This is a genomic window from Saccharothrix deserti, assembly GCF_009769385.1.
GTDB lineage: Bacteria > Actinomycetota > Actinomycetes > Mycobacteriales > Pseudonocardiaceae > Actinosynnema > Actinosynnema deserti.
Genome location: NZ_VKAB01000001.1, coordinates 625,811 through 641,092, shown reverse-complemented (window position 1 = coordinate 641,092; position 15,282 = coordinate 625,811). Strand labels below are relative to the sequence as shown.

9 protein-coding genes and 1 tRNA gene are annotated in these 15,282 nt (G+C 70.6%); 5 read left to right on the top strand and 5 right to left on the bottom strand.

The genetic code is table 11. The features are described 5' to 3' along the window. Positions 1–64: 64 nt before the first annotated feature. The 3 genes from FM051_RS14540 to FM051_RS14530 all read left to right on the top strand — a co-directional run bounded on the left by FM051_RS14540 (position 65) and on the right by FM051_RS14530 (position 5,021). A complete protein-coding gene (locus FM051_RS14540; RefSeq protein WP_158843431.1) occupies positions 65–1,099 on the top strand; it encodes a LacI family DNA-binding transcriptional regulator in 1,035 nt (344 codons plus the stop codon). 78 nt (positions 1,100–1,177) lie between these two features. Next, on the top strand, positions 1,178–1,669 hold the full coding sequence (locus tag FM051_RS14535; protein WP_158843430.1) for a hypothetical protein: 492 nt from the start codon (positions 1,178–1,180) through the stop codon (positions 1,667–1,669). Between the two features lie 124 nt (positions 1,670–1,793). Continuing rightward, on the top strand, positions 1,794–5,021 hold the full coding sequence (locus FM051_RS14530; protein ID WP_158843429.1) for a DEAD/DEAH box helicase: 3,228 nt from the start codon (positions 1,794–1,796) through the stop codon (positions 5,019–5,021). Positions 5,022–5,037: 16 nt separating this feature from the next. Here FM051_RS14530 and FM051_RS14525 read toward each other — a convergent pair whose 3' ends face one another. The 5 genes from FM051_RS14525 to FM051_RS14505 form a co-directional block, all read right to left on the bottom strand. After that, on the bottom strand, positions 5,038–9,120 hold the full coding sequence (locus tag FM051_RS14525) for a TIGR02680 family protein (RefSeq protein ID WP_158843428.1): 4,083 nt from the start codon (positions 9,118–9,120) through the stop codon (positions 5,038–5,040). After that, positions 9,117–10,349 carry a TIGR02678 family protein gene (locus FM051_RS14520; RefSeq protein WP_158843427.1) on the bottom strand — a complete coding sequence of 411 codons (1,233 nt, stop codon included), beginning with the start codon at positions 10,347–10,349 and terminating at the stop codon, positions 9,117–9,119. Before FM051_RS14520 ends, FM051_RS14525 begins: the two co-directional genes overlap by 4 nt. Further along, positions 10,346–11,884 (bottom strand): TIGR02677 family protein, encoded by a 1,539-nt coding sequence (locus FM051_RS14515; protein ID WP_420803599.1) that lies wholly within the window; start codon positions 11,882–11,884, stop codon positions 10,346–10,348. Before FM051_RS14515 ends, FM051_RS14520 begins: the two co-directional genes overlap by 4 nt. A 38-nt stretch (positions 11,885–11,922) precedes the next feature. After that, a complete protein-coding gene (locus FM051_RS14510; RefSeq protein ID WP_238412374.1) occupies positions 11,923–13,152 on the bottom strand; it encodes a TIGR02679 family protein in 1,230 nt (409 codons plus the stop codon). A 201-nt stretch (positions 13,153–13,353) separates the two neighbouring features. Then, positions 13,354–13,425, bottom strand: a tRNA-Arg gene (locus FM051_RS14505). 64 nt (positions 13,426–13,489) lie between these two features. On the opposite strand from FM051_RS14505, the gene FM051_RS14500 reads away from it, so the two are divergent. Continuing rightward, the gene (locus tag FM051_RS14500) at positions 13,490–14,296 is read left to right on the top strand and encodes an alpha/beta fold hydrolase (RefSeq protein WP_158843426.1); all 807 of its coding nucleotides are present in this window, start codon (positions 13,490–13,492) and stop codon (positions 14,294–14,296) included. Positions 14,297–14,372: 76 nt separating this feature from the next. After that, entirely contained in the window at positions 14,373–15,281 is a 909-nt protein-coding gene (locus FM051_RS14495) for a cation diffusion facilitator family transporter (RefSeq protein WP_158843425.1), read from the top strand. Position 15,282 lies beyond the last annotated feature (1 nt).

The following is a 15,282-nucleotide window of genomic DNA, read 5'->3' as shown; positions in this document are numbered from 1 at the left end:
TTTGTGTGCGAAGTCACGACAAGTCGCCGTTACGCAAGCGTTACTCGGGTTGGAGCAACCAACGATGGACTCAGGAGCCGGACGGCGCGCCGAACCGACGATGCGCGACGTGGCCGCGCTGGCGCGGGTGAGCGCCAAAACCGTCTCGCGGGTGATCAACGAACAGCCCGGTGTGGGACCGGAGGCCATCGAGCGCGTCCGTGCGGCGGCGCGCACGCTCGGTTACCGACCGAACCTGACCGCGAGCAGCCTGCGCCGGTCGGACAAGCGCAGCGCCACCATCGGCGTGCTGTTCGAGGACCTGTCCAACCCGTTCGACTCGGCCCTGCTCCGGGCGGTCGAGGACCGGGCCCGGCAGAGCGGTGTGCTGGTGCTGGCGGGTAGCAGCGAGGACGACCCGACCCTCCAGCGCGAGCTGCTGGCCTCGCTCGCGTCACGCCGGGTGGACGGCATGGTCGTGATGGCGGTCGGCGGCCACCAGGACGCGTTGCAGCAGGAGCGCGAGCGCGGCACCCCGATGGTCCTGGTGGACCGGCCGCCGACGTTCGGCGAGACGGACAGCGTCACGACGACGAACCGCGAGAGCGCCCGTGAGGCGGTCATGCAGCTGGCCGAGCTGGGCCACCGCGACATCGCGTTCCTGGGCGACCGGCAGACGTTGTGGACGAGCCACGAGCGCTACACCGGTTACCTGGAGGGCCTGGCCCACTCCGGCCTCAAGCTCCGCAAGGACCTGGTGTGCACCGACCTGAAGGGCCCGGACGTCGCCGAACAGGCGACCGAGGTGCTCCTCGACCTCCCCGAACCCCCGACCGCCCTGTTCACCGCGCAGAACCTCGTCACGGTGGGCGCGATGCGAGCCCTGAGATCCCGCCGCCTGCACCACCGGATCGCCCAGATCGGCTTCGACGACTTCCCGTTGGCGGACATGCTGGAGCCGGGTATCACGGTCGTCCGCCAGGACGTGCCCGGCCTCGGGCGCAAGGCCGCGGACCTGATCTTCGCCAGGATCGAGAACGAGCACCTGCCCCCGGTGCACGCGGTGATCCCGGCGACCCTGATCCGCCGGGGCTCGGGCGAAATCCCACCCGCGACCTAGCGCTGTCCTGAACCGACCTGGCCCCCGGATCCGCAATCCCGGCACGAACGCGAGACCGCGCCGGCATACTTGCCGGCCATGATCGAAACTGCGGCGCTGGCCGGTTTCTATGCCGCTCATGGCATCTGGAGCGTTTCAGAGGGCGAAACGCTGATCCCGATCCTCGGCTACGAGCAGCCCGACGGCGGACGCGGCCTCGACCGCTTCATGCTGGACAACGTAGGCGATTCCGTGCGTGCCGCCCAAGAAGCCTTGGAGGTCAACGAGCACGGCGCGGCCCGTGCGGCGCTCATCGCGGACGCCTACATCCACCTGGACACGGGACGAACGGACGCGCTGATCGTCCACGCCGTCGAGTACGGCCTGACCCCGGGCTCGATCGAACTGGCCGTGCCGTACCGCCCGCACACGGACTCGTCCCGCTTCACCGTCTACCGCCTGCAGATCATGGAGGTCACCGGCTTCGAGAACCAGGACTACGACGCCTTGGCCGAAGCGTTCTTCAACGGCGTGGACTCCCACGAGCAGGCCGCCGCCGTCTGGAACGCCCACTTGGACCACACGGCCTGACCACACAAGCCGGTCCGTCCACACCGGACCGACCACACCCGAATCCAGCCGGCCACGTCGTCGTCCGCCGAGCCGTGTGACTACACGCGGTCAGTACCGCGGGCGGGATTGCTACCTTCCCCGTATGCCGGTGACCCAGATCCAGATTGATCTCGCGGATATCGAGGACGCGGTCGGCAGGACCACATTCGACCGAGGAACCGACTACGCGCGCCGGGGTGCGGTGTTGAGCGTGTCGTGGGACCACGTGGACACAGCACTGCACGGGACGGTGCGTGGGCGCGGGGACGTCTACGAGTCATCTGCGTACTTCGACGTACTCGATGACAATGTCGTCGAGTTCGCGCACGGCGAGTGCACCTGTCCCGTGGGGTTCAACTGCAAGCACGTGGTGGCGGTGGTGGTCAGGGCCACGCAGCGGCCACCCGGTCGTAAGGCGCGGAAAGCGACCTGGGACCAGTCGTTCCAGGAGCTGCTCGGCACAGGGCAGGACGTCGGCGCGGACACGCCGCTGGCGGTCGAGCTGACGTTGACGCCGGGCCGGCCGTACGGCGGGACGGGCTTCGCCGTGCAGTCGCGGATCGTGCGGCCGGGCAGGACCGGATGGGTCGCGAGCGGGCTGAGCTGGAACCAGCTCGGCACGTACCACGTGAGGGAGTACCGCGCGTCGCACGTGCAGCTGCTGCGTGAGATGTACGCGCTGCACCTGGCGAGCACCAATCCGGGTTACCAAACCTATTACGACACGAAAACGGTCGACCTCGCGTCGTTCGACTCGGTCAAGCTCTGGTCGTTGCTCGACGAGGCGCGGCAGATCGGTCTGCGGCTGGTGCACAGGCGCAAGCCGTGGGGAGAGCTGGCCGCTCCCGGCGTCGCGCGGATCGCGCTGGACGTCACCGGAAACGGGGCGGTCAGCACGGTCAGCCCGCTGATCGGCGTCGACGGGATCTCGGCGGAGATCGAGCCGATCTGCTTCATCGGCTCCGGCGGCCACGGTCTGGTCTACGCGGATAAGGCCGAGACGGAGGCCGACGCCGACTGCCGCCACTGGCACTTCCGGCTCGCCAGGTTCGCGGAGCCCGTCCCACCCCGGCTGCAACGGCTGGTGCTGGAGAAGCAGCGGCTCGCGATTCCCGAGTCCGGGCGGACCAGGTTTCGGGACGAGTTCTACCCGCGCCTGCGCCGGCTGGCTCCGGTGATCTCCTCCGACGGCGCCTTCACACCGCCGGAGATCTCCGGCCCCACCCTGGTCGTGCGGGCGGAGTTCGGCGCCGGGCATGAGCTCGGCGTCGGATGGGAATGGGTGTACGAGGTCGGTGACTCCAGGCTGCGCGTGCCGCTGGACGCGCCCGAGTCGGAGGACGGCGTCCGTGATCCCGACGCGGAGCGCGCCGTGCTGGCGTCGGTCGAGCAGGTCGGACCGCGGCCGGACCAGGTCAGCATGAGTGGTGTCGACACGATGCGGTTCGTCACCCAGGCGCTGCCGCTGCTGACCGGGCATCCCCGGGTGGTCGTCGAGACCAGCGGTGAGCCGGTCGACTACCGCGAGGCGAGCGACACGTTGTCGATCGGCGTGTCCACGGAGGAACTGGTCGGGGAAACGGACTGGTTCGACCTCGGCATCACGATCAGCGTCGAGGGCACGCCGGTTCCGTTCGTCGAGGTGTTCTCGGCGCTGAACCGGGGCGAGTCGCACGTGCTGCTCGCCGACGGCGCGTACTTCTCCCTGCACAAGCCCGAACTACGGGCGTTGGCCGGGCTGATCGAGGAGGCACGGGCGCTCCAGGACGCGCCGGGCGGCGAGCTGCGGATCAGCCGTTTCCAAGCCGGTTTGTGGGAGGAGCTGGCCGAGCTCGGCGTGGTGGAACGCGAAGCGGAGGCGTGGCAACGCCAGGTCGACGGACTGCTGTCCGGCGAGGCGATCCGCGCCGCCGAGGTGCCGGCGACCCTCGACGCCCGGCTGCGTCCGTACCAGGTGGACGGTTTCGGCTGGCTCGCCTTCCTCTGGGAAGCCCGACTCGGCGGCATCTTGGCCGACGACATGGGGCTCGGCAAGACGGTGCAGTCTCTGGCGCTGATCTGCCACGCGAAAGAGGTCGCTCCTGACGGGCCGCCGTTCCTCATCGTCGCACCCACGAGCGTCTTGTCGAACTGGGCCGCGGAGGCAGCGCGCTTCGCACCGGGCCTGAACGTCGTCGTGGTGCCGGACACGTTGCGGCGGCGTGGTCGGACGCTGGACGAGCTGATCGTGGCAGCGGACGTGGTGGTCACCTCGTACACGGTGTTCCGGATCGACTTCGACGCGTACTCGGCGGCGTCGTGGTCGGGCCTGGTGCTGGACGAAGCGCAGTTCGCCAAGAACCACCAGTCGAAGATCCACCAGTGCGCGCGGATGCTCCCGGCCCCCTTCAAGCTGGCGATCACCGGTACGCCGATGGAGAACAACCTGATGGAGCTCTGGTCGCTGTTGTCGATCACCGCGCCGGGGCTGTTCCCGAGCCCGACCCGGTTCCGGGAGTACTACGGCCTCCCCATCGAGAAGCACGGTGACGCCGAGCGGCTGGCGCAGTTGCGGCGACGGATCAAGCCACTGGTCAAGCGGCGCACCAAGGAACAGGTGGTCGCCGACCTGCCCGCGAAGCAGGAGCAGGTGCTCGAGGTGGAACTGCACCCGCGGCACCGGAAGATCTACCAGACCCAGTTGCAGCGGGAACGGCAGAAGGTGCTGGGCCTGATCGACGACGTGAACAAGAACAGGTTCACGATCCTGCGTTCGCTCACGCTGCTGCGGCAGCTCAGCCTGCACGCGGGGCTGGTCGACGACAAGCACCAGGACCTGCCGTGCGGCAAGATCGACACGTTGACCGAGCAGCTCCACGACGTGATCGACGGCGGGCATCGGGCCCTGGTCTTCAGCCAGTTCACCGGGTTCCTGGACAAGGTGCGCGCCGGGCTCGACACGGCCGGGATCGAGTACTGCTACCTCGACGGCAAGACCCGCGGCCGGGCCGCTGTGCTGAAGCGGTTCAAGGAAGGGAAGGCGCCGGTCTTCCTGATCAGCCTCAAAGCAGGTGGGTTCGGGCTCAACCTGACCGAGGCGGACTACTGCTTCCTGCTGGACCCGTGGTGGAACCCGGCGACCGAAGCACAGGCGGTGGACCGGACCCACCGCATCGGCCAGACCCGCAACGTCATCGTCTACCGCCTCGTCGCGAAGGACACCATCGAGGAGAAGGTGATGGCCCTGAAGGCGAAGAAGGCAGAGCTGTTCACCAGCGTCATGGACGACGGCAACGTCTTCGGCACCAACCTCGACGCGGACGACATCCGAGACCTGTTCGCCCTGTCGTGAGTGGTCCCGCCACCACTCACGACTCACGTTCACCGCTCGCTGCCTCCCCGTCGTCCTCGTCGAGGACCTCGGTGCCGTTCCACACGAACCGGGCGGTAGTCACGGCGTCGTCGCCGTCACCACCGCTGATCAGCTGGTGGATCGCGATGCCGTCCAGCTCGCGGTAGGTGCACCACTCGTGGTCGGAGGTGAGCACCAGGTCGAGGTCGAGCGCCGACAGCAGCTCGAACACCTGGCCGCGGTTGACGCTGTCGACTCCGACGAAGACCTCGTCCAGCAGGATGACCCGCGGCGCCCGGGCAACCGCCTGGTAGTGGGCGGCCACGGCGGCGAACAGCGGCAGGTGCAGCGCGATCGCCTTCTCACCGCCGGACAGCGCTCCGTGGAGCTTCTTGGTCAAGGGCTGCCAGCCCGCGCCGTTCATGCGGTCGACCTTCACCACGAACCGGTGCCAGGACGTGTAGTCGAACACCTGCCCCAGCTGTTGCTCCCAGCCGGCGGCCGTCTCGTCGCCCTTGGCCCGTTCGATCCGGTCGCGGAAGAACTTGTGCAGCGACTCGCGGTCCGCCTCGGTCAATCGCACCGGGTCCTTGAGCAGGAGGTCACGTGCCGCCTTCGTGCCCGGTGGCAGGTCGGGCGACACCTCCCACACCAACCGCACCGCCACCTTGGACGCGGTGCGCACGCGCTCCAAGCGGGCGTTCATGCCGTCGACCAGGTCGTGCGCCTGTCGTATCCGGGCGGCGAGATGGCGACGCGTGTCCCCGGTGAGGGTTCTGTCGAACAGTTCGCGCTCTTGCGCGGTGATGTCCTCCCTGCTGCGTTCCGCGTCGGACCGCAGCAGGTCGAACAGCGCCGAAGCGCCGATCCTCACCCCGTCCACCATCGCGGAGAAGACCTGGACGTCCTCGTCGGAGTCGAGTTCGAGGTCGGCGCGACCGCCGAGCACCTCACGGGACCCGTGCACCGCCTCGGCCAACCGGTGTGCGGCGTCGCCGAGGTTCTTCGGCGAGTGGGGCAGCGCCGGCCACGCGGACGCGATCAGCCGCGCCGCGTCGAGCGCTGCTCGGACACCGCTCGACGCCGTGAGCACCCGGGTGAACGCGGGCAGGTCGTCAAGACCGCTGTCGGCCGGGAAGCTGCCGTTCGCCAGGTGGCGGAACCGTGCCGCGGTGTGGTCGCGCGTCTCGGTGGCGCGGTCGCGGACGTGCGCGTCGTTGGCGCGCTGGGCGATGAGTTCACCCAGGCGCACCGCCAGGGTGCCGACCTCCTTCTGGTTCGCGGACGCCTCCCGCCTGAATCCACCCAGCTGCTCGCGCAGCGTGCCGAGTTCGTCCAGCACCTGCCGGTAGTCGACTCCGATGGTGCCTTCGACGGCGTCCAGTTCGCTGTCGAGCCCGCGGGCCACGGCTTCGGCGTCGTCCGCCTCGTCCTCCCGCTGCTCGGCGACGAGGCGGGACCGCTGGGCGTGCTCGGCGGTCCTGTCGGCTTCGCGACGCGCCGCGAGCAGGGCGGTGTGCTCGTCGATCCACGCGTCGGACGCGGTCCGGAAGGCGTCCACGGCGGCAGCGACGGCGGTGAGCGCGTTCCGCTCGGTGGGCAAGCCGTGCTCGGCTGCCACCGTGGTCAGCGCGCGCAGGGCGCGATCCACGCCCTGCTCGCTCTTGGCCAGGGCGTCCAGCGAGCGCCGGACCACGCCGTCGGCGGTGGAGACCGCCGATTCCGCTCTGGTCAGGGCCTCCAACGCCGCGTTCGCGTCGGCGTGGCCGGGCCGTGCGTCCCGGTCGGCTTCGACGACCGACCTGCGCGACGCCAGCGAGCGCAACGCGGCCGCGTGCGTCTCGATCAGGTCCTCCGACGCGGTGATCCGCTCGCGCAGCTCGGTCAACCGGCGCTGCCGGGCCCGTTGCCTGGCGAGCGCACCGATGTGCGCGGCCTCGTCCTTGCGCCAGGTACCACGCATGTTGCCCATGCGCCAACCACCGTCGGCGCCGATGGCGGCCGGGTGCGCTTCGGGCGGACTCTCCCCGTAGGCCACGCCGCTCAGCAGACGAGCGACGACATCGGCTGCCACGGGTGCGGCCACCTCGGGTACGAGGATGTCGGCGAGTGAGCGGTCCGGCGCCGACGGCACGGCGTCGGGCACGGCGAACGTGTCGTGCCCGGTGATCGCGCCGTCGTGGCCGACCCAGGAGTCGAGCAGCCCCGAGGCCTGGAGCGCGGCCTCCACCGACGCGCGGACGTCGTCGGGCACCGCGTCGGCGAAGCGGACCAGGCGCCACAGCGGCGCGCCGGTCATCGCCCCGCGGTCCGCGGTGCGCGTGTGCGGCGGCTGGGGAGGCAGGTCCTCCTCGGTCAGCAGCCGCCGGACCTCCTCGCGCAGTGCGTCCCGATCGCGCTCGGCGTCCCCCAACGCCGTCTCGACCAGGGTCTCGTCCCTGGTGATGGCGTTGAGCACGCGGCTCGCGACGGCATCGACCTCGGTCAGAACAGCGGTTTCCGACGTCGCGAGGTCGGCCAGTGCCGCGGGATCGGGGAAGGTGAGCTCACGGCAGCCCGCCGCCCAAGTCCGGATGGCTGCTCGGAGCTCCGCGAGCGCGGTCTCGCGCCGGTCGGCGAGTTCGGCACGTCGCTCGGTGGCCTCGGTCAGGGCATCCCTGGCCTCTTCAAGCGCCCGTTCCGCACCCAGCCTGCTGTTGACCGCGACCTCGTGCTCGTTCAGCGCGGTGCGCACGGCCTCCACCTGCTCGGCACGTGCCTGCACCGCGGCGCGCAACAGGGTCCGCGACCGCGAGGGGTCGGCGAGGGTGCGGGCGATCTCGGCGTGCACCGAGGCGAGACCGACGCGTGCGGCGGCGGTCGAGGCGCCGTCGGCCAGCGCTGCCGCGGTCCCGGCCCGCGCCTCCGCGTGCCGGGCGGCGGTGCCGGCCGCCTCCTCGTCGGTCCGGGCGATCTGGCGGTGACGGGTCGCGTCGGCGCGCCTCCTCCCGGCGGTCGCACGCGCCTCCCGCACGCGGGTCCGCAGCCGGTCGAGCTGCTCGCCCTTCCGGTACGCCTCGCTGCCGATCAGCCCCTGGATGCGCCCGTCGGTCTCGACGATGCGGTGTTCCAGCAGTTCACCACGTTCTTCGGCCTCTTCCTTGCGCTGCGCGGCGCGGTGGTGCTCCTCCTCGGAGCGCTTCGCGGCGTCTGCCAGGTTGCCCAGTTCCGTGGTCGCGGAGATCAGCTTCGCCGCCGCGGCGCGCAGCACGCGCTGCGCGTACGCGCGTTGCCTGGCCTTGAGGTGCTGTGCGGCCTCCACCTCCGCGTCCAGGCGTTTGAGCTGCTCACGCTGCCGGTCCAGGCGCTCGAAGCCCTCGGCCAGGTCGCTGATCTCCGTTTCGCCCAGTGGTGGCAGCGCCTTGGACAACAGGGTCGACAACAGCCCGGGGTCGAGGCGCTGCGAGAGCTTCGGCGTGCGGAGCTGGAGCAGGGCCGTGATGAGCGCGTCGTAGCGCTGCTCGCTCAAGCCGGGGAACAGGGCTGATCGCACGGCCGTCCGGTAGTCCGCCGCGTTCTGGTGCAGGGTGCCCCGGTCGGCCAGCGCGGCTTCCAGGGCTTTGCCGGTGAGGGGCGCGCCGTGCCGGTCGGCGAGTGAGAGGCCGCCCGGCACACCGATGCGCTGATCGGTGGTGAAGTAGTCCGGGTGCACCGTGGTGGTGTGCTTGGTGGCGGCCAGTCGCGCGCCGCAGGAGAACCACCTGTCCGGTGAGCCGCCCGCACCGGGGAAGCGGAACTCCAGCCACACGTAACCGACCCTGGTGGTGCCGGTCGCGCCTTCTCCCATCAGGTTCCAGTGCATGGTGCGTTCGGACGTGCCGAACGTGGAGAGCCGGTTGGCACGCAGGTTGGCGTCGAACAGGAAGGGCAGGAGCAGCTCCAGCGCCTTCGACTTGCCCGTGCCGTTGGGGCCGCGCAGCAGCAACCGCCCCTTGTGGAACGCGAAGACCTCGTCGTAGTAGCGCCACACGTTCAGGATCCCGGCACGTTCCGGCACCCACCTGGACACCCGCTCCGGCTCGGCGCCGACCTCGGTGCGCGGCAGTTCGGTCACCGTCATGGCTCGTCCTCGCCGTCATCGGTACTGGTTCGGGTCACCGCGTAGCGGACGGCGGCGGGGCGGGCGCGCACGACTCCGCCGTCGACCCGGACAAGGCCGAACGCGCCGAGCACGTCCAGCGCGTCGGCGACCAGCCGCACGGCTCCGTCCTCGCCGCGGTAGCCCTTGGCCCACCTGGGGAAGCGGCTCAGCAGCGCGTCGGCCTCCGCGCGCAACTGCTCGACGGCGACCGGTCCGGACGCGGACGTGATCACGTCGAGGAGCAGCAGGGCGGCGACCTTGGCGTTGCCGGAGTCGTCGGGGAACCGGCTGTCCGTGGCCAGGCCGTCCGGGTCGATCAGCATGACGCCTTCAGCGCGTTCCTCCACCAGGAACCCCGCCTGGTCGGCGGCCCGGCGCAGGAGCTGCCCACCGGTCGGTGACGAGAGGTAGGCGAGTTCCGCGGGGGTCAGCTCATCGCGGTGCACGACCGGGTCCTCGACCAGCTTGCGGAACACCGAGTGCCGCAGCCACAGGTTGCGCTGTACCTCGGACACCGGCTCGTCGGCGTCGCCGTAACGCCGTTCGCGGGACAGCCTGGTCAGCAGTTCCGGGAAGCGCAGCGGGACCTCGTCGGCCGGCACCGCCACCTGCGAGGCGCCGACCGGGGCCGCCAGCAGGCGCATGAGCAGCGTCGCGTCCACCCGGTAGAGGACCTTCGCGGCGGTGGAGTCCACGAACGACTCGGTGGCGCCGTCCACCACTTCCACCGCACCGACCGACTCCAGCAGGCGCAGCGCGTCGACGAACGCCATCCGCTCGGCGCGGCTGGACGTGTCGAACGGCGGCAGCGCCGGGTCCGCGGCCACCGCCTGGACGACGCGGTCCGCCAGCAGTCCGATGGTGGTCACCGGGACTCCCATCAGCTCGGCGGCCACGACGCACAGCAAGGTGTACCGGCGGCGGTCGAACGGGGCCCGCCCCGTGCGGTGCCGCCGCGCCGGGCGAGTGGGGTCGGTGGCGATCCGGACCTTCACCAACCGCGCGTACCCCAGACGCGGTTCGACCACCAATGACCACCCGCAGTAGTAGTCGAACCACTTCTCGACGGGTTCCCGCCGCCTGCGAACGAGGTCGAAGGCTTCCGGCGCGGTCCTGGCGCCGATCAACGGCGTCGCCAGCAGCAGGCGGATCGCCCGCGCGACCTCCTCGCGCTCCGCGATGACCAGCTGGTTCGCGAGGTTGCTCATCCGGTGGCCCCCTGCGACCGCCGTGCCGCGCGACCGCCTGCCGTGCGGATCTCGACGTCGTAGTCGGGGCTGGTGAACACGCCGCGCGGCGTCCTGAGCACGGCCTGCTCCCGGTGAGCCCCCGGTGGCTTCAGCAGGATCTCCACCCGCCCGTCGCCCGTGGTGGCCCGGTGCACGCCGTGCTCGTCGGGCGCCGCGGCCAAGGCCCGCCCCAGCAGGTCCAGCAGCCGTTCGAGCACCTCGTGGTCCAGCCGTTCGAACCGGGACAGCCGGATACCGCCACCGGTGTCCAAGCGGTCCCAGGCGGCCTTCAGCGCGGCCCGCTCCGCACGAGCCCGCTCGGCGCGCGTCTCCTTGACCGCGGCCACGTCGCGCACCCGCCCCGTGCGGCTGAACCGCTCGGTCCGCCCCGCGCTGCGCAGGAGAGCGGACACCTCCACCGGCGGCGCGTCAACCCACCGAGCCGACGAGCTGACCAGTTCCGGGTCGGGGTGCGCGAGGTGCGCGTGCCGGGCCGAACCGAGCCCGAAGGCGGTGGACCACAACAGGTGCAGGTCCTCCTCCGACGGCGCGACCGCGAACCAGCGCGCCAGCTCGCGGAAGTCGGCCGCCGCACTGGTCGACCTGCGCCGCGACTCGGTGATCCGGTCGAGGACCTGCAACAACGCGATGATCGCCCGTCTGGCGACCACGAAGAGCTGCTGCACCCTTGGCGTGCCGCCGTCCACTGGCGAAAACCACGCCCGCAACCCTTCCCACCTGGCCCGGCGCAGCTCCAACCACGCCACGCCCGGATCATCACCCGCGGTGGGCGGGAGTTCGGCGCCGACCAGCGCGCGGTGGTGCAGGAGAGCCACCCCGTGGCCCTCGACCCGCTCGATCCGGTTGGCGATCGCGTACGCCCGCTGCTCCAGGTTCGTGGTGAACTCCTGCAAGTAGGCCACGGTCGCCGCCTTGACCTCGCGGAACGTCTCCTGGTCCGCTCCCTCGGCACGCAGCAGGCGCTGCAGTTCGCCGTTGAACTGCTTGGTGTTGCCCCGCAGCGCCTCCAGATGACCCTCGAGTTCGACCAGCGTGCTGAAGATCCTGCGATCCGGCACAGCGTGATCACCCAGGTGCGTCGCCAGCTCACCGAGCCGATCCGCGATCGCGTCCAGCACAGCCGTCTGGAGCGCTCCCGTCGAGGCCAGCACGCTCATCGCGTGCACCACACCGGCCAGAGCGGCTTCACCGCGCCTGGTCAACGAGTACTGGAGGTTGCGCCGCTCGTACTCGTCGGCGGTCCGGTAGTTCTCGGCGTGGTTCTGGGTGACGTCGAGCAGCTGCCAGTCGCGCAGGCTCACCAGCGCTTCGGTGAGATCCTTGTCGTCCAACGGGTCGAGCCACCCGATCGACCGAAGCCTCGTCCGCACGTCGTCCACCCCGAGAGCGGTCTCGAGACGTTCGTTGGCCTCACCGAACGCGTGCAGGATCGCGACGTAGAGCTCGGCTCGCTCGCCGCTGGTGAACCGGAACATCTCCGGCGGCACGCGCATGGCCCCCACGGACGCCCCCTTTCCACGCGCGGAGCACGCTACGGCAGACCACCGACAGCCCCTCCGAGATCGTCGAGTTCGTCCAGCAGTCGCGCGGTGACCCGCTCCTCCGCGACCGCCAACCCGTGCTCGCGCATCGCTTCCGCCAGTCCGCCGTCCCAGGGCGCCTCGGTGACCCGCCCCACGGGTGTGCCGACGCCTGCGCTGCCCAGTGCCAGCAGGTAGTCATCGGTGGCCATGCGCCACGGCGCGGCGCCGGTGCGCGCCATCACGTGCGCGGCGATCCGAACGCCCTCCCCGTCGAAGTCGCCGTGGTAGTGGAGAGCCGCCCCGGCCGCGGACAGACCTCGCAGGAGCGCGATCACCGCGCTGTTGGGCCAGCCCGACGTGCACACCACCGGCGGGCACGAAGCGCCGAACCGGGCGACCGCCACCGCGAGCGCGCTCGGGTTCTCGAACACCCACACGTCCCCCGGCGCCCCGGCGAACGAGGTGGCCCGAACCTGCGCCAACGTCAGGGCCGCGACGTGCCCGGAGTCGGCGCACACGTGCAGAACCCGACCGCCGACACCACCCAACCGCAACCCCGCCGCGAGGACGACCGACGACAGTTCGTCCTCGACCACCCCGGCACGCTCCCACAGCGCCCGCCGATCCTGCGCGCTTCCCGGCACGTCGACCCCGTAGAGCACCGCCAACGCCCGCAGGACCAGCCCGGCGCACCGCGTTCCCTCGTCCAAGGCGTGCGGATCACCGAGCACGCCCTCCGCCAGCACCGGCAGCGGCACACCCGCCGCAGGCAACGTGTCGATGACCCGCAGGGCCCCGTCGAGTTCAGTCCTGGTGCGTTCGACGGAACCACCGACGAGCCCGACCTTCCGGACCGCTTCGACCCACTCCCGCAGGGCGGGCTGAACGGTCACCACGGGATGCCGGGCCACCCACTCCCACAGCTCGGCTCGTGCCGCCTCCCCGAGCGCCCGGCGGGTGGCCCGGTCGTCCAGCGGGCCCAAGAGGGACGTCACAACCTCGCGCGCACCCGCACCGACCGATGACACAAGCAGGTCGTCGAGCACGGTGAGGGACACCGTCGCGTACTCGCCAGGCAGGCGCTCCGACCCCAGCAGGTCGGCCAAGGCCGCGCGTTGTCCGCCGTCCAAGGGCCCGACCTTCACCCGCGCGACCTGCCGCCCCGACGACAGCCGATCGTGCACCGCCCGCCAGAGAGGCAGCAGGTCGGATGAGCCGAGTCCGTCCAACGAGCGCACGCGCTGATCCTGTCAGAGCTCACCGTTGCGGACGCGGCGGTGTGTTGAGGACGCTCTGGGGCACCGACCGGAGGAGTGGAACTTTGGCACGTATTTGGCACAACCAGCCGTTGACCGCCGAACTTGGCCACACACGGCCGGACAGACGAGTGAGGCCCTTGACCGCGTTGGTCAAGGGCCTTTCGTGCTGGTGGAACGATGTGCCCCCGGCAGGATTCGAACCTGCGCTCCCGCCTCCGGAGGGCGGTGCTCTATCCCCTGAGCTACGGGGGCCGCAGCTACGGGGTGAAGTTTAGCGTACTGGGCGGCGGGGGTTTCACCCCCTACCCTTCTGGGGGTGGAAGCTGGGCGTGAGCGGGTTGTTCAGGGCGGTGACCTGCGGCTTCGGGTTGTTGAGGACGGGGTTGTCGGGGCGGTGCCCGTGGTGTTGGTGCATGGGTTCCCGGATAACTCGTCCGTGTGGGAGTCGGTGGCTCGGCGGTTGGCCGGGCGGTTCCACGTGATCCGGTACGACGTGCGGGGGAGTGGGGGGTCGGAGGCTCCTGCGGGTGGGAACTCCGGGTATCTGGTCGAGCGGTTGGTTGAGGATCTTGTTGCTGTGGTGGGGGAGGTTGTCGGCGGGCCGGTTCACCTGGTGGGGCATGACTGGGGGTCTACGCAGGGGTGGGCGGCGGTTGCGGCTCGGCCGGACCTGTTCCTGTCGTTCACCAGCATCTCCGGGCCGGATTTGGGGCATGTGGCGGATTGGGTGAGGCGCAATCGGTCGCGGCCGGTGAAGGTGTTCGGGGTGGTGCGGCGGTCTTGGTACATCGCCGGGTTCAAGGTGCCGGTGGTGCCCGAGTTGGTGTGGAGGGTGCCGAGCGTGCGGCGGCGGCTGCAGGCGGGGCGGCGGGAGTTGGTCAACGGGTTGGGGTTGTACCGGGCCAACGTGGGGCGTGGGCGGGGGCGGCCTGTGTCGGTGCGGGTGCCGGTGCACCAGGTTGAGTTGACCGAGGATCCGTACGTTGTGCGTGCGCATCTGGAGGCCGCCGAGCCGTGGGTGAGCGAACTCAGTCGTAGCGCGCTGCGCGCGGGCCACTGGGCACCTCGGACGCATCCCGACCAGGTCGCCCGGCACATCGAGGACGCGATCGACAACCGCTAGCTCATCTGCTGGGACGGCTGCGGGGTTGCGAACACCCGAGTTGCACTCATGCGCATGTGACTATATGTTCCGAGTCATGGGTCACGGTCACGGCCACGGTGTGTCGTCGGGGAGCGCCAAGCACCTCGGGCGACTGTGGATCGCCTTCGGCATCGGTGCGGCTTTCATGGCCGTCGAGTTCGTCGTCGGCATCGCCACCGGGTCGCTGGCGCTGATCTCCGACGCCGCCCACATGCTCACCGACGTCCTGGGCGTCGGCATGGCCCTCGCCGCCATCGTGCTGGCCCGCCGCGCCCGCACGGGCGGCAGCCGCACGTTCGGTCTCTACCGGGCCGAGGTGCTGGCAGCCCTGGCCAACGCCGTGCTGCTCTTCGGTGTCGCGGGTTACGTCGTCTACGAGGCGGTCGGCCGGTTCGGCAACCCGCCGGAGGTGCCTGGGCTGCCGGTCATCCTGGCGGCGACGGCGGGCCTGGTGGCCAACGTCGTCTCGTTCCTCGTGCTGAAGGAGGGCGCCAAGGACAGCATCAACGTCCGCGGCGCGTACCTGGAGGTCCTGGCCGACCTCATCGGGTCGGTCGGCGTGCTCATCAGCGGCGCGGTCACGTTGATCTTCGGGTGGCGCTACGCCGACCCCATCATGGGTGTCGCGATCGGCCTGTGGGTCCTCCCTCGCACGTACAAGCTGGCCGCGAGCGCGCTGCGCATCCTCTTCCAACAGGCCCCGGAACGCGTGGACGTCGCCGAGATGCAGGCCGACCTGAGCCGCCTCCCGGGCGTCGCCGAGGCGCACGACCTGCACGTCTGGACGCTCACCTCGGGCATGGAGGTCGCCTCCGCGCACCTCACCACCCGCGACCGCGTCGACCCGGCCGAGGTCCTGCACGCCGCCCAGACGCTGCTGGCCCAGCGCTACCACATCGAGCACGCCACGCTCCAGGTCGAACCAGGAGATTCCGCGCAGAGGTGCCGCGAAATCTCCTGGTGAC